We start from the raw sequence: 21,241 nt of genomic DNA on the forward strand, positions 1-21,241 counted from the left end.
TCTATTATATTGTGTAGTTTTAGCAATTTAAATTGCGCATCTTGCATTATACATTGTAATTCTTGCAAATAAGTTATGAGGTTTTATTTATTTTCAATAATATTCTTTCAACTTTTTATGCATTTTAACCATGGAGGTCCTATGATTAATTTCTGGAAAGAAATACAGATGGAGGATTCCTGTACGGAAATCCGCATTCAGACCAATACAGACAATACCGGCCATGTTTTCCTGCACAGCCATACATTTTATGAGATCCTGCTTTGCAAAAGCGGCAATATCCAGTATCTTTTAGGGGATAAGCGCTTTCGCATCCAACAGGGGGATATTCTGCTCATTCCGCCCGGAGTCAGTCACCAGCCGCTCTTTCCGGAGCCGCTTAAGGAACCGTATTCCCGATACGTCATCTGGATCAACGCCGCCTACTGGCATCAGCAGTGCGAGGAATTTCCGGATCTGAATTTTGCCTTTGAACAGTGTCAGAAGCGCGGGAGCTATCTTCTGCGCTCCACCCGGGCGACGTGGTCAGGGCTTTTTTCCGCTGCTTCCGCTGCCTTAAAGGAGACGGAGGAGCGAAAGCTGGGCTGGGGATACTGCACCCGGACTGCAGTCATCAGCCTCATGGCCCACATAAGCCGCACCTATTACTATCAGGATCTGCAGATGCCGGCTGCGGAAAAAAGCGTTCTGGTGGATGATTTATTCCGCTACATTGACGAACACTTAAGGGAGAAGATCACGTTGGAAGGGACGGCGAAGCATTTTCTCGTAAGCCCCTCCACCATCTCCCACACCTTTCAGAAGAACATGCAGGTGTCCTTTCATCACTGCGTGATCCAGCGCCGTCTGATCGCAGCCAAAAACGGAATCCTGTCCGGAGTCCCGCTCCAGGAAATATGGGAGAGCTGCGGTTTTCCAGACTATTCTTCCTTCTACCGTTCCTTTAAGAAGGAGTATGGCATATCGCCGCGGGAATTTAAGAATTTCCATCGCCATGATGCATAGAAGCATTATTGTGAAGATGCGTGCTGAAACTGTGTACTTGCCTGATCTGGGAAACCTGGTTTTTCATATGCTGCGGTAAACTCTAAAATGCCGGGCAAACAAAATTACCATTTATTCAGGTAAATAACACTTGACTTATCTGTGCATTTGTCATATGATTATCCTATCCCATTTCCGCATTCTGCCGGAAGATGGTGATGTTCTGAATATCTCAAACAACATCAGAAAATTATCCCTGAAAAAAAGCGCAAGCAGGAAACGATTGAAAAAGCCGTAAATCTCGGTAAACGACTGCCTGACAGGGAGGGCCAGCTGAAGGTAATAGCCGGAATCCTGACCTTTACAGACAAAATCATTGACCGGGTATACGCGAAAAAACTGGAGGAGGAGATGCAGATGACATTAGTCGGACAGATGTTGATGGAGGAAGGGTATCAACGGGGAATGGAAAAAGGAATGGAAAAAGGCATCCAGGTCTTTATTCAGGATAATGTTTCCGAAAACATCCCGAAACAGCGTATTATTCAAAAGCTGCAGGCCAATTTTTCGTTAATGGAAGAAGAGGCCATAAACTATTACACCATTTTTTCAAAGCAGACACAAAACTAACATACAATCCATAAAAAGAGCCGTTTCATCAATGACTTTTCATCGATGAAACGGCGTCTCTACTCTATTAATCGTCTCTTACACTGCAGTTTGTCCGAACTCCCGTCCGACCGATCTTACATCAGGCTCTTATACAGCGCAATAATGTCTTCCAGACTCGCATCCTTAGGATTTCCAGGTGCGCATGCATCTGCCACAGCGGACTCAGCCAGGAACTGAATATCCTCTTCCTTAACGATAGCCGTTAAGTCAGCTGGAATTCCAACGTCCTGGGACAGCTTCTTAACTGCCTCAACTGCCGCTTTGCGGTACTCTTCCACGGTCATGGTCTCGGTTCCCTCTACACCCATGGCCTTAGCGATGGCGCGGAACTTCTCACCCGTAGCATCTGCATTGTATTCCATAATGGTCGGAAGCAGGATGGCATTGGCAACACCGTGCGGTGTGTCGTATACGGCGCCCAGGGCGTGAGCCATGGAATGAACGATGCCAAGTCCGCAGTTAGAGAATCCCATACCGGTTAAGTACTGGCCCAGAGCCATGCCTTCACGGCCTTCCGGCTTATTCTCAACCGCATCTCTTAAGCTGGAAGCGATCTTTTCAATCGCCTTTAAGTTGAACATGTCTGTGATCTCATTGGCTCCCTTTGTGGTATAGCCCTCGATCGCATGGGTCAGCGCATCCATACCTGTGGAAGCAGTTAATCCCTTCGGCATGCTGGACATCATCTCCGGATCAACGAAAGCGACAACCGGAATATCGTGTGTATCAACACAGACGAATTTGCGTTTCTTCTCAACGTCGGTAATTACGTAGTTGATGGTAACTTCTGCCGCCGTACCCGCTGTCGTCGGAACAGCCAGAATCGGAACACACGGATTCTTGGTCGGAGCCACGCCCTCTAAGCTTCTGACATCGGCAAACTCTGGATTCGTGATGATGATGCCTACGGCCTTGGAGGTATCCATGGAGGAACCGCCGCCGATAGCGATAATATAGTCTGCACCGGATTTCTTAAATGCCTCAACACCGGTCTGTACGTTTTCTATGGTTGGGTTTGGTTTGATATTGGAATAAACCTCGTAGTCCATTCCATTCTCTTCCAGAATCTTTGTCACCTTCGCTGTTACGCCGAATTTTACCAGATCAGGATCGGATGCAACAAATGCCTTATGGAACCCTCTCTTTGTTACCTCTCCCGGAATTTCATTGATTGCACCTGCACCGTGATACGATGTTTCATTCAAAACGATTCTGTTTGCCATGATAATCTCTCCTTTTCCTATCTTTTATGGGTCTTATGGATACCATTTACTTTCTGTTATTATTTTAACAAAACCAATCAAAAAAATAAAGTTACAATCCCCTTCGTTTGTAACAAATGTTACAAATCCCGCAAACTGTAACTTTATTTCTATACAATATCAATACTTCCTGTACCAACAGCCAGGCAACGCCCTCCGATCCGCATTATACGAGCCCGGCCTCCTGAAACACAGCCGAAAGCCGCGGCGGCATGGCTTCCACCAGGCTGGCCGCCATCTCTCCCGGGGTCTGCTTCATGCCGCCCAGGACCCATTTCACAGTCATATAGACGGATCCGCGGCAGTACATCTCCAGCAAAAACTGAATCTCCTCCTCCAGAGGCTTATGGGTCTTACGCGTAATCAGTGACCTGTAGAACCCCATAATCAGTTCAAAATCGTGTTCCTTCAGGGAGTTGTAATCATCCGAACGGAAGGCCTCGGTGAAGAACACCTTCTCCTTCTTGATAAATTCAAACTTCTCCTCCAGGCTCTGGCAGACCGTCTTCTCCACGCCGATCCGGGCAAAGGATTCCAGCACCAGCTTATCGAAGTACCAGTTGATCAAGTCATACTTGTCCTTAAAATTCCTGTAAAAGGTCTGGCGCGTCATATCACAGCCATCCACGATGTTCTGAACCGTGATTTTGTCCACTGGCGTCGTCATCATGCACTGCTTGACAGAGTCTGCCAGCCGGTATTTTGTTTTCTCATTCTTACTTACATAAGCCGTCATTCTATGCTCCTGTATCGTTTATTCACACGAAGGCAGCAGGCTAAGCGGGCATGCGGCCATGTCCATTTGGCGACTGCCGTGAGTGTCTGACTTCTTTTGTGTGCAGGGTTTTCTTCATCCTACCATAAAACACTAATTTTTTCAAATGGAACAGGGACAACAGCGGCAGTCTACGGAGCGTTGATTGTATTTTCATTGGAAGTCCCTATAATAGAGGAAAAGGAGGTATCACAATGGATCAAACTGTTAAATTTACGCCGCTCGACATGCAGAAATGGCCGAGGGGGCAGATGTTTTACTATTTCTCGAAAATGGCTCCGACCGGATATTCCCTGACCGTCGATCTCGATGTTACGGCGATGAGAACGGCTCTGAAGCATGCTGGTATCAAATTCTTCCCGGCTTACTTATGGCTCGTCACCAGGACGCTTCAAATGCAGAAGGAATTCAAAATAGCCGAACTGGACGGGCAGGTTGGCTGCTTCGACACACTCACACCGCTTTACGCGGCCTTTCATGAGGATGATAAGACCTTTTCCTTTATGTGGACGGAGTACACAGATGATTTCATGGCGTTTTATCAGTCCTACCTGGACAACCAGAGGAGGTACGGCGGCAGTCACGGCGTCCTGGCTCAGGCCGGGCAGACACCTCCCGCCAATGCCTATACCATTTCCTGTGTTCCCTGGGTGTCATTTAAGCATTTTTCGGTTCACTCCTATGAGAATAAGCCGTACTATCTTCCGTCCGTTGAGGCAGGCAGATTCTATGAAAAAGACTGCAGAATTATGATGCCTCTCTCCATTACCTGCCATCACGCGGCGACTGACGGATACCATATCAATCGCTTTCTGGAAACCCTGCAGTCCGAAGCGGAGGCATTTGCAGAGGATGTTCCTCATTTCCGCCTCCTCTAAAGCCATTTCGTCCCTTCCACAAACGGAACAATGCAGAAGGCCAGTCCGATTGCCACCGCATACTCGGTAAGAGAAATGTGTTCAAATTCAAACGCATCGGACAGGAACGGGACGTAGATAACCACGGTCGTGCACAGAAAGGAAGCCGCCATGGACAGCCACAGCCACGGATTATGATGTTTTAACGTAAATACCGACTGATTTAGAGACCGCATGTTGAAGGAGTGAAATATCTCCGTCATGGACAGAGTCAGAAACGCCATGGTCATGCCATCCGCACTGTTCCTAATCTCCCACACGCCCGCCTCCAGATAATGGCCGATCAGATACGAAGCCAGGGTGATTACGGTCACCGCAATTCCCTGAACCACCACATTCAGTCCGACCCCGCCTGAGAAAATCCCTTCCTTCGGGCTGCGGGGCGGCCGGTTCATAACGTCCTTTTCCGGCTCCTCCATGCCCAGTGCCAGCGCAGGAAAGCAGTCGGTAATCAGATTGATCCAGAGGAGGTGGACCGGCTTCAGGATGACGAAGCCGAGAAGCGTCGCAAAAAAGATGGACAGCACCTCTGATAAGTTGGAGGACAGGAGAAACTGTATGGACTTTCGAATGTTATCGTATATTCTCCGCCCCTCTCCCACCGCTGAGACAATCGTGGCAAAATTATCGTCCGCCAGCACCATATCCGCCACATTCTTCGTCACATCGGTTCCTGTAATTCCCATTCCCACACCGATATCGGCATTCTTGATGGAAGGCGCGTCATTGACTCCGTCTCCCGTCATGGCGGTAATACAGCCTTTCTCTCTCCACCCATTTACGATTCTCACCTTGTGCTCCGGCTGGACCCTGGCGTAAACGGAATACTTTTCAATCTCATTGCCGAAGTCCTCATCAGATATCTCGTCGAGACCAGCGCCTGTGATGGCCTGTTCCGGTGATGTGATGATGCCAAGCTGCATGGCGATGGCCACCGCCGTGTCTTTATGATCGCCGGTAATCATAATAGGACGGATTCCGGCTCTGCGGCACTCTTCGATGGCAGGCAGCACCTCGGGGCGCACCGGGTCAATCATCCCGGTGAGACCGAGGAAACAGAGCTTCTGCTCCAGCTCTCCGGCCTCCCAGCCGGCGGGGCGGGCTGTGTACTCTCTCGCAGCAGCCGCAAGGACACGGAGAGCCCGGTCGGCCAGCGATTTATTGGCGAGGAGAATTCTTTCCCTGTCCTCCTCACGCAGTGGAACGGCCTTTCCATCCGACAGTATGTGAGTACAGCGTTTCAGAACCTCATCCGGAGCGCCTTTCGTGAACTGAATCACGGTTCCATCCGCCTTTTCGTGTACGGTTGACATCATCTTCCGCATGGAATCGAAGGGTGCCTCACCGATCCGCACATACTTCTGTTTTAAGAGGTTCTGGTTAAGTCCTGCGGACCATGCGTAGGCTGCGAGAGCCGCCTCGGTGGGTTCTCCCTCCGCCTCATTCTTATCGTTTAAATGAGCGTCGTTGCAGAGTGCCATGGCCGCCGCCAGTGCCGTCTCGTCGGATCCGGTGTGTTCTACGACGGTCATCCGGTTCTGCGTCAGCGTTCCCGTTTTGTCGGAACAGATGATCTGGGTGCACCCAAGAGTCTCCACGGCCGTCAGCTTCCGGATGATAGCATGTTTCCTGGACATATTGGTGACGCCGATGGAGAGCACGATGGTGACAACGGCCGCCAGTCCTTCCGGTATGGCTGCCACCGCCAGGCTCACGGCGATCATAAACGTATCCATGACCGTATGCCCGGAAATGGCCGGATAGGCACGCAGTAAGCTGACTGCAAATATAATCACGCAGATGGCGAGCACCAGCACGCTGAGAATTCGGCTCAGCTGGGAAAGCTTTCCCTGAAGCGGCGTCTCATTATCCTTTGCCTGAGTCAGGGCATCCGCGATCTTCCCCATCTCCGTATCCATGCCGGTGCCTGTCACGACCGCGGCTCCGCGGCCATATACGACCGTGCTTCCCATGTAGACCATGTTCTTCCTGTCGCCCAGTGGAACGTCCTTCGTCCCCTCCTCCTGGGAAAGAACGCGTTCCGTCTTGAGAACCGGCACCGACTCCCCGGTCAGAGCGGCTTCTTCCACCTTCATGCTGGCGCATTCCAGAATCCTGCCGTCTGCCGGCACCGCATCTCCGGCCTCCAGGACGATGATATCGCCTCGCACAAGCTCCTCGCTCCGGATCGTCTGCTGCTTACCGTCCCTCATTACTTTGGAAGTGGCCGCCGCGATCTCCTGCAGGGCAGCTATGGCTTTCTCAGCCTTGCTCTCCTGCGCCACTCCCAGCACCGCATTGATGAGAACGACGATCATAATAATGATCACATCCGCAAACGACTCCCCCGCATAGACCGCCGTCATTCCAGAGACCACCGCTGCCGCAATCAGAATGATGATCATCGGATCGGCCAGCTGACTCAAAAAACGCCTCCAAAGCGGAACCGGCTTCGCCTCCTTCAGCTTATTCTTTCCATCTGCCATAAGTCTGCCGGCCGCTTCCTCTGCACTCAGGCCTGTCCGTTTCGTATTCAGTTTTTTCAGAACCTCCTCCGAAGTATCCAAATATCCCTTCATCACAGCACCTCCTGCCATTCATCCGGTTGTAAGAGGGAATCCGCTCCGCTGTCAATCCAGACCTCGCTCGCCCTCGATGTCTTCTTTAATAAACATAATACAGAAGCAGACAAACAGAAAACCGCAGGATATCCAGATCGTCCGCTCCTCAAACAGGGAAGTCATGAAGCTTCCAAGCGCTGCGCCGATACCAAAGACGAGAATTACGCCGTAATACCGGAGACATTTTTCCAGACAGCCCTTTTCCTTCGTATGGCGGTAGCGGTACAGCATCTCCGTCGCGCTGCGCAGATTGCCGATGCACATCGTGCTGGCATAGGCGCTTCCCTTCATCTTCCGGAACGCCTCCACCTGCATGGCGCAGACAAAGGACACCAGAATATTGGCCGCCATGTTCATGGACTGCGGAAGAAATCCCACCACAAACAGGAGCAGTATCTCCAGCACCACCACGATCTGGCGCCAGTGCAGCTTCCCGTACTCCCGGTAGATACCGCGTATGACCTCCGATATGTAGATTCCGCCCGCAAAGGCCAGCACCGGCACCAGGTACCGGAAGGCATCCGTAAAGTCTCCGTTCATCGCATTGTGTCCCAGTAAAATGATATTCCCCGTCTGGGCGTTGGCAAAAACCTTCCCGCGGGTGTAATACGTATAAGCATCCTGAAATCCACCGGACAGAGTCAGAAAGATACCGGTCGACATCGCTTCCGACATTTGACCATGTCGTTTCATCCAGACATCACCATCCCTTCGGCCTATACTATAGCACAAAGGAACCGGTCATGTCAAAAAAACCGTACTATTTTGATGATTGGTCATGAAATTCGTAGATTTCCAAAGCTCCCGGCTATATGCTTATATACAGATCCATCGGAAGCAATGGCATATACATCAAAGGAGGAACGATTCATGTCCAGGCAATTGTTACCAAAGGCGGTGCTCTCCGCAAAAGACCAGCATTTCCGGGAATTTGCCCTCCACGACAACATGTGGAAGGTCGTTCTCTACGTCGGAACGCCGCTGGCCCTGTACCAGAGTTTAAATCAGCTCTTTAAAATCTTTGACTCTATGATGGCGGCCCATATCAGCGCCGGTTCCGTGTCTGCCGTGGCCTATTTATCCCAGATCAGCCTGATGCTGTCAGCCCTGGGAGGCGGCCTCGCCATCGGGTCCAGTCTGAAAATAAGCGAAGCCTACGGTGCCGGTGATTTCGATCTGGTAAAGAAACGGGTCAGCACGCTGTTCGCCATGTGCGCGGTCTTAGGCGCCGTCATTCTGGCTCTGCTGGTTCCCTTCACACCGTGGTTTCTAAGGCTTGCCCGGACGCCGGATGCCTTTATCTCGGAAGGGACTCTGTACTTTCGGCTGGAGCTCTTTGGCATGGTCATCAGCTTCTTTAACAACATTTATATCGCCATTGAGCGGGCCCGTGGAAATTCCGGCAGAATTCTCCGCCTGAATATGGCCGTTATCGCCATCAAGATGTCCTCTACCGCCCTGTTCGTCTACGGATTTCAGTGCGGAATCAGCATGATTTCCACGGCTACAATCCTTTCCCAGCTGTTTTTGCTGGCTGCGGCTGTGCGAAACATGAATCAAAAGGACAACGCATTCGGCTTTTCCATGAAAGCGGTCTCCTTAAAGCCCGCTGTCACATTTCCCATGATCGGAATTTCCATTCCGGTCATTGCAGAGAAGATGGCCTTCTCCTTCGGCAAGGTTATCATCAATTCCATGAGTACGATCTACAGCGCGCTGACCGTGGGAGCGCTGGGAATCTCCAACAACATCGGCGGCATCACCACCATGCCCCAGAATGGCTTCCAGGAAGGCGGATCGGCCATTATCAGCCAAAGTGTGGGCGCAGGAAAGCCCCGCCGCGCGCTGAAGGCCTTTGGATGCGTTCTCGCTGTCAACCTGGTGATCGGTATCGTGCTCATGTCCTGCTCGCTGTATTTTCTGGATGCGCTCAGCCGTCTCTTTGCCGGCAATGATCCGTCGTTTCAAAAGATGATTATCTCCATCTACCGCTTCGAGGCGCTGGGGGCGATTCCGCTGGGCGTCACCGCGTCCGTCATGGCCCTGTTGTATGGCTTCGGAAAGACGAAACTGACGCTGGCCATCAACTTCTGCCGCGTCTTCGTCTTCCGGGTTCCCGTGCTCTGGTTTCTGCAGAGTTTTACTTCTATGGGAAGCTTAAGCGTCGGGGTCGTCATGGCCGTCAGCAACATTGCCACCGGCGTCTTCGCCTTAATCATCGGTGTGTATGAGATTGTGCGTATCTGCCGCCGTTACGAAATCCCACTGTCTGCCCCATTTCCTTTCTCCGGTTTTCAGAAAGCCTGGGGGAAATCTTAAGCAAATCGTAATGGCCTTTTTTTCAAAATACGGTATACTGGAGGTAACGGCGGAGGAATCCGCCTCCTGCCGACAGATACAAAGGAGAACGCATATGGGATTATTTAAAAAGAAAAGAGAACCGAAAGAAGAGCTGAAGCAGAATCTTGAGGAAAAAGCAGAATTTCAGAACCTTTATCAGATCTACCTTCTGTTTGAAGAAAAACCGGTCAAGCCGGAGGCCGGGATCATACACACGGCTCTGGAAGAAACCTTCGGCGCGATCGACATCGTGTCCCCATCACCGGCTCTGACCTCTTTTGCCGTAAAAAAATATCTGGCACAGTTTAAAGACGGCGCCCTGCCGCCCCAGGTCGTCATGGGGGACGTTCAGGAATTCAAGCAGGACTCCATTGACGCATTTTCCCGGAGCCAGCTCTGGGATGTGGCCGACGGAGACGCTCTTTTGGAGCGGTGCCGGTATGAGATTTTTCTTTTTGACATGATGGCTGCCGTGTTGGAATACAAGGAGCGCTGTGAGATGATGATGGACTGGATGGAGACAGCGGTCAGACTGTTTCCTGACTGCACTGCGGTCTGGATCAAGCCGGCCGGGAAACTGTTTACCGCAGATCAGATCAGGGAACACAAAATACCGCGTGAAGACCGTTTCATATACTTTGGCGTCAACGCCCGCCTTTTCAACATCTCCGGCAGCGACGACAAGGTTGTGGATACCCTGGGGCTCTATGCAATTGGACTCCCTGACGTCCAGTACCATTTCCGGGGTCTGGAGCCGCAGGCCGTCGTAAACCATGCATACAATGTGGCCTCCTATCTCTACGCGGCCGACGCGCCGGTCAAGTCCGGCGAGACCATCGACGGAATCGCAGACGGCCGGATGAGCCGGGAGGTACAGTGGAGATGCCAGTACGAGGACGCCTTAATCCAGCCAGTCCGGGTGGTCATGGACATCTGTCCCGGGGAATACGCGGCGGGGCATAGGGAATAAGCGGTTGTGACCATAAAAAAGGAAGATACAGCTTCAGGGACTCCTGACTCTGCATCTTCCTCTTTTTATTATCCGGTTTTCTTATATTATCTCTTACATCATCTCTTATACCGTTCTCTTATCAGAAGACCGCTCTCACTCAAAGTCCTTATACATGAGACTGGCCTGAATCCCGCTGTTATTCTGATACTTTCCACTGCTGTAGAGATCGTATTCCCCATCAATATCGTGGTAATAGATCTGGCAGATCTCCACATTCGGATATATTCTGACCGGCTGCACACAGAAAATCTCCAGCGTCCAGTACCCGGCGAAGCCGATATCTCCAAAGCCCGCGGTCACATGGATAAAGAGTCCCAGCCTGCCCGTGGAAGAACGGCCCTCCAGCATGGGGACGTACCGATCCGTCTTCGTAAACTCGTTGGTCCTTCCCAGATACAGCCTGTTTGGTTCCAGAAGAAGCCCTTCCTCCGGAATCACGATCTGCTTAGTCGGATTGGGCTTTTTCATATCCAGCTCATCCTGCTCGTAAACCAGAAGTTCATCCGCCAGAGACAGGTTATAGCTGTTAGGATTAATTCTCTTTTCATCAAATGGAGTAATGATGATCTCTTTCCCCATGTGCTTTAATATTTCTTTTCCCGAAAGAATCATGATTCATGCCCCTCATCCCAGATAGTCGCCCAGCTCCGCCTCGTTCTTCTTCCCATAATGCTTCATCAGATCCCGCTTTTCCGCGGAACTTAAGCTGTTCCAGAGCTTCTGAACCCTCGGGTCCTTAAAACCGATGTAGGGAACGCCGTTTTTCTCACATTCATAGGATGACAAATAATGATTCAGCGCACTCCACTCCACGAAAAAACTGTTAATTTTTGTGCTAAACCTCTTTACCTTCGCCATAAAGGTATTCCTCCCCTTCGGACAACCGTCCTGATACTTTACACCTGTTTATGCCTTGCCGATTCCATTGCTATAAGTATATCACAGAGACCGCCGGCAGGCAAACAGGGATTTGGGAACCGTAAGTATTTTTACAGAAAATTAATAAATTCCTCCCGCGCAGCCGCCATGCGCGCCTCAAACTGCTGATAGAAATCCAACTCCTTCTGAAACGGAATCAGATAGAAATGCTTAAGCACCCCCATAGCAGTCCGCTTCCTCGCATCTTCCCCACCGGTCGGTTCTGAACCCTCTTCCTGTTTCTGCTCCAGTTTCTGCTCCGGTTTCTGCTCCAGCCTTTCTTCCAGCTCCTTAAGGAAGTAATGCCACTCCACAATATAGCTCTCATAACGGCCCATATCCGGAGTATCCATCCACTTGCGGATCTTGACCTTCGTCTTCTGCTCTTTCCGGCATTCGTGAATCTGGTTAAAATACCGGAAGCCGTGATCCTCATAGATTCGTCCAAGCGGAAACATCCGGCAGATTCCCGGTCTGAAGGGATGAATCCGGCAGCGCCCCTCCTCGTTTAAAAAGGTGCAGGCCTCCCCCTCTCCGGACATCTTCAGGTTTGGCAGAATTATGCCATCCACCAGATTCAACTCCACTGACTCCGCCAGCAGCCCCTCAAAGGACAGGCCAAGGCCCGTCTCCAGCCGAAAGACGTCATAGGGATCTAAAACAATGGAACTTCCCATGCCCCGGCAGCAGGCGGAACAGCCGCGGCAGTCGTCACAGCCCACCTTCACCATGTCGCCGCTGCCATACAGTTTCCCATCTGATATCTCTTCCAGGCTGATCTCCCGTTTCATCGGCCGTATTCCCCCTTTACCTATCCTTTTCCACAAACAGCTCCGGGCAGCCCGGCTCGTGAATCTGCAGCACGCGCTGATTGCTGCTGCCCCGGAATTTCAGTTTGAGATCGTAAAGCTCCTGGTCGAATTCGCCATCCACCAGGATATCGATGCACGCAAGAAATTCGGGCGTCACCTCGCAGTGTGCCCGTCCCTCCGGCGCCAATAGATCCGTCTCATACGTATAACCGGTGTAGCACCAGATTGTCTTCTCCGGATACAGCTCCTTAAACCGGAGAACCAGAGGCAGAAGCGCCCGCTGGTTCTGCGGCTCCATCGGCTCTCCGCCCAGCAGGGACAGACCGGATATATAGCTTTTTCCACAGGAATCGAGGATCTCCTGTACCGCCTCGTCCGTGAACTCATTTCCATAATTAAAATCCCATGCGATCTCATTAAAACAGCCCCGGCACCGGTGAGTGCAGCCGGACACAAAAAGGCTCGTCCGCACTCCGGTGCCGTTGGCAACGTCGCAATGTTTGATATCGGCGTATTTCATGATATTATCGCTCCTCAGACTACAGATGAAGCACTCTGGCCTTGATTTCCTTTGTCTTTCCGGCATTCCAGAAATTCTCGCCCAGGTAACCGCAGGTTCTTCTGGTCACGTTCATCTTATCCTTGTCCTTATTATGACACTGCGGGCATTCCCACTCCATGTCCTCATTGATGATGATCTCACCGTCGAAGCCGCATTCCTGGCAGTAGTCGGATTTGGTATTGAACTCCGCGTACTGGATATTGTCATAGATGTATTTGACCACGTCTTCCATGGCCTCCAGATTCTTCGCCATGTTCGGAACCTCCACATAAGAGATGGCGCCGCCGGAAGAAATCTTCTGGAACTGGCTCTCAAATGTAAACTTGCTGAACGCGTCGATCTTCTCTCTCACGTCCACGTGGTAGGAATTCGTATAGTAGCCTTTGTCCGTCACATTTTCGATCAGGCCGAAACGCTCTCTGTCGATTTTGGCAAAACGGTAGCAGAGGGACTCAGCCGGAGTTCCGTAAAGGCCGAATCCAAGACCGGTCTCCTCTTTCCAGCACTCAACTGCCTCTTTCATGCGGTTCATAACGCGGAGGGCAAACTCCTCTCCCGCCGGGTCCGTGTGGCTGACCCCTTTCATCAGCTTCGTCATCTCGTAGATACCGATGTATCCTAAAGAGATCGTGGAGTATCCGTCATGAAGCAGCGGATCGATCTTCGCCCCCTTCGGGAGTCTGGCGATCGCTCCGTACTGCCAGTGAATCGGGCTCACATCGGATAATGTGCCTTCCAGTGCCTTATGCCTGCACATAAGAGCCTCGAAGCAGATGGCAAGACGTTCGTCTAATAGCTTCCAGAATACCTCCTCGTCGCCCTTTGCCAGGATTCCGATCTGCGGAAGGTTCAGGCTCACAACGCCCTGATTGAAACGGCCTTCAAACTTATATTCCCCGTTCTCATCCTTCCAGGTCGATAAGAAGCTGCGGCAGCCCATACAGCTGAACACATTGCCCTCATAGTTTTCCTTCATCTTCTTCGCGGAAATATAATCGGGATACATGCGCTTTGAAGAGCAGCGCACCGCAAGCTTCGTGATATAATCGTATTTTCCGCCCTTTAAACAGTTATTCTCGTCCAGAACGTAGATGAGCTTTGGAAATGCCGGTGTCACATAGACGCCCGCCTCATTCTTGATCCCTTCCAGTCTCTGGCGCAGAATCTCTTCCACGATCAGCGCGTTCTCATCGATGTACTCATCCTCGTCGTCCAGGCGAAGGAACAGCGTCACAAACGGCGCCTGGCCGTTGGTCGTCATCAGGGTGTTGATCTGATACTGGATCGTCTGAACGCCTGATTTCAGTTCATCTCTCAGACGAATCCGCGCCATCTTCTCCACCGCCTCGTTATCCAGGCTGTCGCCAAACTCTTCCCGGATCTGTCTGTGGAATTTATTGCTGCTCTTCCTTAAATACTTTCCAAGATGTCTCATATCCACGGACTGGCCGCCATACTGGTTGCTGGCCACCGCCGCGATGATCTGGGTCATAACCGTACAGGCTACCTGAAAGCTCTTAGGGCTCTCGATCATCTTCTCGTTCATCACAGTGCCGTTATCCAGCATGTCCGCGATATTGATGAGACAGCAGTTAAAGATCGGCTGAACAAAGTAATCCGCGTCATGGAAATGAATCGCTCCCTGTTCATGGGCCATGGAAATGCGTTCCGGCAGAAGCATACGCTTCGTCAAATCCCTGGATACCTCTCCGGCAATGTAATCCCTCTGTGTGGATGCCAGAATCGTATTCTTATTGGAATTTTCCTCCGCCAGCTCCTTGTTTTCATTCCGGATCAGCTTCAGGATCGATTCATCCGTCGTGTTCGCTTTTCTCAGAAGCGCCCTCTGATACCGGTAAATCATATATTTTTTCGAGAGAGTGTACTTGTTCTGCTTAACCAGGCGGCTCTCAATCATATCCTGAATGCTCTCGACATGGACAACATCCTCACATTCTTTCTCCACATCATCCAGAATTCCGTCAATCAATGCCTCCCCGGCGCGTTCCGCCGCGTCCACTTCCGCATTCGCCTTCTGAATAGCCCTTACAATCTTCTCTCTGTCATAATTTACAATTCTGCCGTCACGTTTCTGTACCTTAATCATCGCTGTCTCCTTATTTCCTTTAATCCATATTCTACTTTATAATACTGCTAAAAAATAACACAGCAGCTGTCAATTTGCCGTGAAATCTTCTACATTTTGCGTATGTAATTATTTCTTCACCATATATAGTGCTTTTCCATTATACAACAGATATGGCAAAAGTAAAGGCCTTTTTCTCTTTTTCTTTCTCTCTAAAGCCCTGAAAAAACACATCAGCGCTCTCCGCAGGCCGTTTCCGGGACATTAATTTTTTTCTCAGCGGAGTCAGTACACAGCCGAAGAACCAGCGGGTGGTGAAAGGATTGCTCCTTCCGCCGCCCGCCGGTTCTCCGGCATAGCCTCCAGTTTTAACGGATAAAGTTTGTCTTAAGCTTCTGCTCCGCTTCCGGCGTCGTGATTCCTGCCGCCTTACCCGCCTCGATGCAGCGAAGCATCCACGCCATATTCTTCCCCAACGTGCGCATGATCTGCAGCCCCTCCAAATCCTGCTCCACGTCCTCCGGCGAATTGCCGTGAACCATGTTCCAGTACTGGGACGATACGACCGGCATCTGGGAAATCGTAAAGTATTTGTTCAGGGTATCGAGCGTAGCCGTCGTTCCCGCGCGCCGTGCAGAGGCCACCGCAGCAGCCGGCTTGAACGCAAAACAGCTTCCCGCGTAGAACAGACGGTCCAGGAAGGAATAGAGGGAGCCGTTAGCCGACGCATAGTAGACCGGAGATCCGACGATCAGTCCATCCGCGTGCTCCATCTTATCCAAAAATGCATTGACCGGATCTCCCTTGAAGACACAGCGGCCCGTCGCGGCGCATTTGCCGCATCCGATACATCCATGAACGGCCTGATTGCCGATATGGACGATCTCCGCCTCGATTCCCTCTTTCGTAAGAGCTCCCGCCACTTCCGTGAGCGCACGGTATGTACAGCCCTTTTCGTGAGGGCTTCCGTTTAACAGCAGTACTTTCATCTTAATCCATCCTTTCTTTTTCAACTAAAAATAAGCATCCCGGCCAGGGTGTGACAGAAAGCATTTTTCCGGCACACCCTAATCTAGTGCCCCCAGCGGATATCAGGCACTCTATAGTGGCGTATTTGCGCCGGGAGGCACTAGCAGGCCGATGAGATCATCCTTCGTCAGGCTGCCTAACGAGACGGTGCCTTCTGTTATGATCTGTTCCGCCAGATTCTTCTTTGATTCCTGAAGCTTTAAGATATTTTCTTCAATAGTTCCCTTCGTAATCAGCTTAAACACGGTCACCTGCTTTTCCTGGCCGATCCGGTGGGTGCGGTCCGTCGCCTGATTCTGCGCCGCCACGTTCCACCATGGATCGTAATGGATGACCACATCCGCGGCCGTTAGGTTTAATCCCGTTCCTCCGGCTTTCAGGGAGATCAGGAATACCGGCACGCCGTCGTCCTTAAAGGAGTTGACCATGTGAAGGCGCTCTTCCTTGGGTGTCGCACCCGTCAGAATATAATATGCCATCCCCTCTTTTTTCAGCCGCTTTTCGATGATTTCCAGCATCGATGTAAACTGGGAAAAGAGCAGAATCTTATGGCCGCCCTCCACGCCGTTCCGGATCAGATCGATACACGTCTCGAGCTTGGCGGAGCTGCCGTTATAGTTGCTGTAGCAGAGATGCGGATCGCAGCAGATCTGGCGCAGCTTCGTCAGCTGAGCCAGGATCTGAATCCTGTCAGAGCCGCCGTCTCCGGCCTGCTCCAGCTGCTGTCTGACCTGCCATGCATTGGCGGTGTACAAATCCTTCTGTTCCTTCTCGAAGCCGGAATAGATAACATTCTCCAGCTTATCGGGAAGTTCCTTCAGCACATCCTTCTTTAAGCGGCGCATGATAAACGGACCGATCATACGGTGCAGCCCCTTTAGACAGGCTTCATCCTGATCCCGCACGATGGGAAGCTCATACTCCTTCTTGAATCTCTGATAGGAAAACAGGAAGCCGGGCATGAGGAAGTCAAATATACTCCACAGCTCGCTGAGCCGGTTTTCAATCGGCGTTCCCGTCAGGGCGAATCTCGTTCTGGCATTCACCGATTTAACCGCCTTCGCGCTCTGGGTCGAGGCGTTCTTGATATACTGCGCCTCGTCGATGATCTGAAAACGGAATTCCTTTTCCTCGTAAAAGGCGATATCCCGCTTCAGCAAATCGTAGGAGGTAACTAAGATCTCCCCCTCCGAGGCCGCATTCAGAAGTTCTTCCCGCTCCTGTGCGGTACCGTTTATTGTACGGACTTTCAGGGTCGGTGCGAACTGATGAATCTCATTTTCCCAGTTGTACACCAGGGACGCCGGGCAGACGATCAGCGCGGACGTATCCGGCTCGCGGTTCCTCTCATCCAGCAGGAGCGCGATAACCTGAATCGTCTTTCCAAGGCCCATATCATCCGCCAGAATTCCGCCAAACCCGTAGGAATCCAGGGTCTTAAGCCACCGGAAGCCCGTTTTCTGGTATTCTCTCAGAACAGGACGGAGCGTCAGCGGTATCTCAAAATCACTGTCTTCCACGGATTTCATGCCGCGGACCACAGCCTTAAACAGCGCATCGCGGTAAAGCGTAATGCCTGTGCCCTCTTTTAAAATGCCATCCAGATAGAGCGCCCGGTATTTGGGAAGACGGATTTTCTGACTCTGTAAATCCGACTTGTTGACTGCGAGGCCCTCCACCAGCTTCGCCACCGTCATCAGGCCGTTATCGTCCAGAGCCAGAAACTCGCCGTTTTTCATGCGGTAGTACCGTTTTTTCTGGCTGTACTCCGAGAGCAGCCTCGTGAGCTCGGCCCCCGACATTCCGTCCGTGTCCACCGTCAGCTCCAGCCAGCTGCCGCTGCTCTTCACACCGATGGAAATCTTCGGAGGCGGAAGAACCTTCAGTTTTTTAAAGGACTCCGACAAATATACCTCACCCTGAGCCATGAACTCGCTCATGCCCTCCGTTAAAAGGCGGTAGATGGCCTCCTCGTCGTCGCGGATCGCCGGATATTCGGTATCGTGTTCCTTGTATTTAAAGTACTTTGTAATCAGCTGGCTGACCCGGAATTCTCCCGGCACATCCCGGCATACGGTTCTGGGAAGCTTCTCATCCTCCACCGGCTGAAACGAGTATTCCCCATAAGACAGAACCGGCTTTAAGACCAGGTCGTTCGGTCCCTGGCTGTCGAACTCGAATCTCGCTTTCAGTTCCTCCGGCTTGTATGCCTCCAGTTCCACGTCGCCTGCGTCGATCGTACTGTACGCAGCGATCTTTTTCAGCACGCGCTCATAGAAAAGCGGCATATCCTTGTCATTCACTTCCGCCTCACAGTTGGAGCCAAAGCTCTTTATCATCTGCTCCAGGAAGACGTGCAGTGTGGCACTGCATGCTTCGTCACAGCGAAAGATCCGTTCCTTGTCCACCACATAGAGATGGCGCTCCCCCTCGAAGATCAGAAGACCCTTGTCGATGGATACCAGGATGCCATCCCGTCCCTTTCTTCTGACTTTGACCGCCAGATCGGGATTATGATCCGTCACCGTCACCATTCTCTTGTGGGCACGGTAGTCCTCCAGTTCCAGCGTCTCGCCCATCATCAGGCTGAAGAAGCGGTCCCGGTTGCCCCGGCTCAAATTTAAGCCCCGCAGAGTCGGCAGGTTCGAAAAAGAGCTCTTCTGAAACTGTTCATAGTGCTCACAGTAAGTGTTGACCAGCTCCATGATGAATTCCACCAGCGGCCTGCTCTCCTTTGCAAAGACGGACAGATTGTGGTGGAAGGCCAGGTTCTTCCCATATTCCACCAGTGAACCGCTCTCTACCGCTCTCGTAAACGCCACAAGATCCTTAAGCACATAGAAACGTTCCCGCCCCAGACGGAATTCCAGCTTCACATCGCTCCGGTCCGCAATGATACGGACAGCCAGCTGCACCTGCTTTTCTTCTCCCTCAATAATGATCTGAGCCACTTCCCGGTTGGTGTACTCCCGGATCATGGTTCTGGCCTGCTGGGAGGTGGTGACGGGCCGTCCCGAATTCTCAGCCGCCTTTTCCCGGTACTCCCTGTAGAGCTCCTGACAGTGCGGACACATCCCCTTATAGGAATTTCCCTGCACACAGGAACAAGAGTAGTCATAAACCTGACTACCCTTGATATATAAATTAGCTTTATACTGTTTTCCCTGGTCTTCAACCAGGCCTTTTACGCCCGATTCGCCTTTCCAGAAGGCGCTTGTTGTCATCTGTGATACTTTCATAAGTTTTTCACATCCGTTCACACATTACATACGTTCCGGAGCCTCAATTCCAAGCAGATCGATACAGGCGGTAAGTACATCCTTCGCCAGACTGATCAGACTGAGCCAGGAAGCACGCTGTTTTTCGTTTTCCTCGGCAATGATCTTCGTGTCGTGATAGAACCGGTTGAACGCGTTAGCCAGTTCATATACGTACTGGCAGATCTTATGGGGAGCCAGTTCCAGAAAACTGGTCTCGATCACCTCATTATATTTCGAAAGCTGAAGCATCAAATCTTTTTCCACACCGGAGGCGGCCGGAAGGATATCTCCCGTGCACACGCTCTGCACTTCCAGCTCGGAAGCCTTAGCAAGGATGGACTTGATACGCACAATCGTATACAGGATATAGGGACCTGTGTTTCCCTCAAAGGAGACGAAACGGTCCATATCGAAAATGTAGTCCTTGGAAGCCTGATTCGATAAGTCGCCGTACTTGAGAGCCGCCATACCGACGATCTTCGAGGTCTTTAACGCCTCTTCCTCGGACACGGAGCGGTTCTCCATGATCTTATCATATGCCGCTGTGTCAATATCGGAAATCAGGGTCTCCAGACGCATCACACCGCCGTCTCTTGTCTTAAACGGCTTGCCGTCCTTTCCATTCATGGTGCCGAAGCCTAAATGGGACATCTTGCGCTCTTCCGGTACGAATCCGGCCTTCTTGGCCACGCGGAACACCTGGGTAAAATGAAGCTCCTGACGCTTGTCTGTTATATAAATATACCAGTCCGGGCAGTATTCCTTCTCACGCTCCAGAATGGTTCCCAGATCTGAGGTAGAATAGAGGGCCGCGCCGTCGGATTTACGGATGATGCAGGGCGGAAGTTCCTTGGAATCGCCAGGCTCGGCGATATCGACCACCAGCGCTCCCTGGCTCTCATACGCCAGCTTCCTGTCTTTCAGCTCCTTAATCAGACCCGGAATATAGTCCTGCGCGTCGCTCTCTCCCTTCCATAAATCGAAGGTTACATTTAAGTTACCGTAATTCTTCTTTAAATCCGTTACGGAAACATCGATAATATGATTCCAGATCGCGCGGTAAGGTGCGTATCCGTTCTGCAGCTTCAGTGTCGCCTCGTGGGCTCGCGCGCTGAATTCCTCGTCTGTCTTAGACTTTGCACTGGCCGCCGGGTAGATCTCTTCCAGCTCACCGATGGTAAACGGCGCCTCCTTCGGATACTCTCCGGTATAGGACTCCTCAAAATAGGCAAGCTCCGGCTTTCTGTCGCGGAGTTCCTCAATGATCAGGCCCATCTGAAGTCCCCAGTCTCCCAGATGAACGTCGCCGATCACCTTATGTCCCAGGAAACGTCCCATCCGCTTAATGCTCTCCCCAATCACAGCAGAACGGAGATGGCCCACGTGCAGCGGCTTTGCCACATTGGCTCCGCCGTAATCCACAATGATCGTGAGAGGCGTTTTTGCCTTTTCACAGCCGCAGTGGTCTCCCTCTCTCATGTTGTTCATGTAGGTTGCCAGATATCCGGCTTCCAGTTTTATATTAATGAAACCCGGCATCACGGCGTTTACTTCTGAAAACATATCGCCGCCAGCCAGCTTCTCCACAACTTCGTTCGCAATGTCGATCGGTTTCTTCTTATATGCCTTCGCGGCTGCCATGGCACCATTACACTGGTACTCACAGAGGTCCGGCCGGTTGGACAGTGTAACCTTCGCAAAGCTCTCATCGTAACCACAGGCTGCGAATGCCTCTTTTACCTCTGATGTGATTAAATCAAGAATCTTTTTCATCGGTTCCTGTTCTCCTTTTTGAATATTCTTCCTGTTTCTCTTTTTCCTATGCATTCCCATTTCACTAATTTCAAAATACTTCCAAGCTAAAAGTTAATTATATTACAACCAGGTTGAAAAATCAACATTTTTTCCAGATCTCCTGAAATCCAAAAACACACCGGGCTGCAGTTCACAGCAGAAAACGAATACAGAAAGTTTTTTTTGAAAAAGCTAAA

Annotated in this window: 17 protein-coding genes; 5 read left to right on the forward strand and 12 right to left on the reverse strand. The window is 51.2% G+C overall.

Annotated features, from left to right (window positions below):
- Window positions 1-141: 141 nt before the first annotated feature.
- Complete coding sequence (locus tag H8S80_RS21775; protein WP_002603648.1) at window positions 142-1,005, forward strand: AraC family transcriptional regulator; 864 nt, start codon at window positions 142-144, stop codon at window positions 1,003-1,005.
- Window positions 1,006-1,401: 396 nt separating this feature from the next.
- Window positions 1,402-1,614, forward strand: coding sequence for a hypothetical protein (locus H8S80_RS21780; protein WP_117632872.1), 213 nt, complete (start codon window positions 1,402-1,404; stop codon window positions 1,612-1,614).
- A gap of 116 nt (window positions 1,615-1,730) precedes the next feature.
- Here H8S80_RS21780 and fucO read toward each other — a convergent pair whose 3' ends face one another.
- Window positions 1,731-2,879, reverse strand: a complete 1,149-nt coding sequence (gene fucO / locus H8S80_RS21785; RefSeq protein ID WP_002603646.1) for a lactaldehyde reductase — start codon at window positions 2,877-2,879, stop codon at window positions 1,731-1,733.
- Window positions 2,880-3,084: 205 nt separating this feature from the next.
- Window positions 3,085-3,654, reverse strand: coding sequence for a TetR/AcrR family transcriptional regulator C-terminal domain-containing protein (locus tag H8S80_RS21790; protein WP_002603645.1), 570 nt, complete (start codon window positions 3,652-3,654; stop codon window positions 3,085-3,087).
- 233 nt (window positions 3,655-3,887) lie between these two features.
- Here H8S80_RS21790 and H8S80_RS21795 point away from each other — a divergent pair, with 233 nt between their 5' ends.
- On the forward strand, window positions 3,888-4,571 hold the full coding sequence (locus tag H8S80_RS21795; protein WP_117632873.1) for a CatA-like O-acetyltransferase: 684 nt from the start codon (window positions 3,888-3,890) through the stop codon (window positions 4,569-4,571).
- Here H8S80_RS21795 and H8S80_RS21800 read toward each other — a convergent pair.
- Together H8S80_RS21800 and H8S80_RS21805 are read right to left on the reverse strand one after the other, a co-directional pair.
- Window positions 4,568-7,189, reverse strand: a complete 2,622-nt coding sequence (locus H8S80_RS21800; protein WP_117632874.1) for a cation-translocating P-type ATPase — start codon at window positions 7,187-7,189, stop codon at window positions 4,568-4,570. The genes H8S80_RS21795 and H8S80_RS21800 overlap by 4 nt on opposite strands.
- Window positions 7,190-7,240: 51 nt before the next feature.
- Entirely contained in the window at window positions 7,241-7,924 is a 684-nt protein-coding gene (locus H8S80_RS21805; protein WP_038257988.1) for a YoaK family protein, read from the reverse strand.
- 177 nt (window positions 7,925-8,101) lie between these two features.
- Here H8S80_RS21805 and H8S80_RS21810 point away from each other — a divergent pair, with 177 nt between their 5' ends.
- Together H8S80_RS21810 and H8S80_RS21815 are read left to right on the forward strand one after the other, a co-directional pair.
- The gene (locus H8S80_RS21810) at window positions 8,102-9,550 is read left to right on the forward strand and encodes an MATE family efflux transporter (RefSeq protein WP_117632875.1); all 1,449 of its coding nucleotides are present in this window, start codon (window positions 8,102-8,104) and stop codon (window positions 9,548-9,550) included.
- A 94-nt stretch (window positions 9,551-9,644) separates the two neighbouring features.
- A complete protein-coding gene (locus H8S80_RS21815; protein WP_025529895.1) occupies window positions 9,645-10,541 on the forward strand; it encodes a DUF4261 domain-containing protein in 897 nt (298 codons plus the stop codon).
- Window positions 10,542-10,676: 135 nt separating this feature from the next.
- On the opposite strand, the gene dcd is transcribed toward H8S80_RS21815, so the two are convergent.
- The 8 genes from dcd to argS all read right to left on the reverse strand — a co-directional run bounded on the left by dcd (window position 10,677) and on the right by argS (window position 21,023).
- A complete protein-coding gene (dcd, locus tag H8S80_RS21820) occupies window positions 10,677-11,195 on the reverse strand; it encodes a dCTP deaminase (RefSeq protein WP_025529894.1) in 519 nt (172 codons plus the stop codon).
- A gap of 12 nt (window positions 11,196-11,207) precedes the next feature.
- Entirely contained in the window at window positions 11,208-11,441 is a 234-nt protein-coding gene (locus tag H8S80_RS21825; RefSeq protein WP_002603638.1) for a hypothetical protein, read from the reverse strand.
- Window positions 11,442-11,572: 131 nt separating this feature from the next.
- Entirely contained in the window at window positions 11,573-12,292 is a 720-nt protein-coding gene (locus H8S80_RS21830) for a YkgJ family cysteine cluster protein (RefSeq protein WP_117632876.1), read from the reverse strand.
- A 16-nt stretch (window positions 12,293-12,308) separates the two neighbouring features.
- Window positions 12,309-12,833 (reverse strand): anaerobic ribonucleoside-triphosphate reductase activating protein, encoded by a 525-nt coding sequence (gene nrdG / locus H8S80_RS21835; protein WP_117632877.1) that lies wholly within the window; start codon window positions 12,831-12,833, stop codon window positions 12,309-12,311.
- Between the two features lie 19 nt (window positions 12,834-12,852).
- The gene (gene nrdD, locus H8S80_RS21840; RefSeq protein ID WP_117632878.1) at window positions 12,853-14,982 is read right to left on the reverse strand and encodes an anaerobic ribonucleoside-triphosphate reductase; all 2,130 of its coding nucleotides are present in this window, start codon (window positions 14,980-14,982) and stop codon (window positions 12,853-12,855) included.
- A 347-nt stretch (window positions 14,983-15,329) separates the two neighbouring features.
- Complete coding sequence (locus H8S80_RS21845; RefSeq protein ID WP_002603634.1) at window positions 15,330-15,950, reverse strand: flavodoxin family protein; 621 nt, start codon at window positions 15,948-15,950, stop codon at window positions 15,330-15,332.
- Window positions 15,951-16,061: 111 nt separating this feature from the next.
- Window positions 16,062-19,229, reverse strand: coding sequence for a DEAD/DEAH box helicase (locus tag H8S80_RS21850; RefSeq protein ID WP_117632879.1), 3,168 nt, complete (start codon window positions 19,227-19,229; stop codon window positions 16,062-16,064).
- A 24-nt stretch (window positions 19,230-19,253) separates the two neighbouring features.
- Complete coding sequence (argS, locus tag H8S80_RS21855) at window positions 19,254-21,023, reverse strand: arginine--tRNA ligase (RefSeq protein ID WP_117632880.1); 1,770 nt, start codon at window positions 21,021-21,023, stop codon at window positions 19,254-19,256.
- Window positions 21,024-21,241: the final 218 nt, after the last annotated feature.

The sequence above is a fragment of the Hungatella sp. L36 genome, from assembly GCF_014288035.1.

What these genes read in the sequence shown, in the direction of transcription:
- H8S80_RS21775 (WP_002603648.1), top strand. Translation starts at nt 142, where the DNA reads ATGATTAATTTCTGGAAAGAAATACAGATGGAGGATTCCTGTACGGAA.
- H8S80_RS21780 (WP_117632872.1), top strand. Translation starts at nt 1,402, where the DNA reads ATGACATTAGTCGGACAGATGTTGATGGAGGAAGGGTATCAACGGGGA.
- fucO (WP_002603646.1), bottom strand. Translation starts at nt 2,879, where the DNA reads ATGGCAAACAGAATCGTTTTGAATGAAACATCGTATCACGGTGCAGGT.
- H8S80_RS21790 (WP_002603645.1), bottom strand. Translation starts at nt 3,654, where the DNA reads ATGACGGCTTATGTAAGTAAGAATGAGAAAACAAAATACCGGCTGGCA.
- H8S80_RS21795 (WP_117632873.1), top strand. Translation starts at nt 3,888, where the DNA reads ATGGATCAAACTGTTAAATTTACGCCGCTCGACATGCAGAAATGGCCG.
- H8S80_RS21800 (WP_117632874.1), bottom strand. Translation starts at nt 7,189, where the DNA reads ATGAAGGGATATTTGGATACTTCGGAGGAGGTTCTGAAAAAACTGAAT.
- H8S80_RS21805 (WP_038257988.1), bottom strand. Translation starts at nt 7,924, where the DNA reads ATGAAACGACATGGTCAAATGTCGGAAGCGATGTCGACCGGTATCTTT.
- H8S80_RS21810 (WP_117632875.1), top strand. Translation starts at nt 8,102, where the DNA reads ATGTCCAGGCAATTGTTACCAAAGGCGGTGCTCTCCGCAAAAGACCAG.
- H8S80_RS21815 (WP_025529895.1), top strand. Translation starts at nt 9,645, where the DNA reads ATGGGATTATTTAAAAAGAAAAGAGAACCGAAAGAAGAGCTGAAGCAG.
- dcd (WP_025529894.1), bottom strand. Translation starts at nt 11,195, where the DNA reads ATGATTCTTTCGGGAAAAGAAATATTAAAGCACATGGGGAAAGAGATC.
- H8S80_RS21825 (WP_002603638.1), bottom strand. Translation starts at nt 11,441, where the DNA reads ATGGCGAAGGTAAAGAGGTTTAGCACAAAAATTAACAGTTTTTTCGTG.
- H8S80_RS21830 (WP_117632876.1), bottom strand. Translation starts at nt 12,292, where the DNA reads ATGAAACGGGAGATCAGCCTGGAAGAGATATCAGATGGGAAACTGTAT.
- nrdG (WP_117632877.1), bottom strand. Translation starts at nt 12,833, where the DNA reads ATGAAATACGCCGATATCAAACATTGCGACGTTGCCAACGGCACCGGA.
- nrdD (WP_117632878.1), bottom strand. Translation starts at nt 14,982, where the DNA reads ATGATTAAGGTACAGAAACGTGACGGCAGAATTGTAAATTATGACAGA.
- H8S80_RS21845 (WP_002603634.1), bottom strand. Translation starts at nt 15,950, where the DNA reads ATGAAAGTACTGCTGTTAAACGGAAGCCCTCACGAAAAGGGCTGTACA.
- H8S80_RS21850 (WP_117632879.1), bottom strand. Translation starts at nt 19,229, where the DNA reads ATGAAAGTATCACAGATGACAACAAGCGCCTTCTGGAAAGGCGAATCG.
- argS (WP_117632880.1), bottom strand. Translation starts at nt 21,023, where the DNA reads ATGAAAAAGATTCTTGATTTAATCACATCAGAGGTAAAAGAGGCATTC.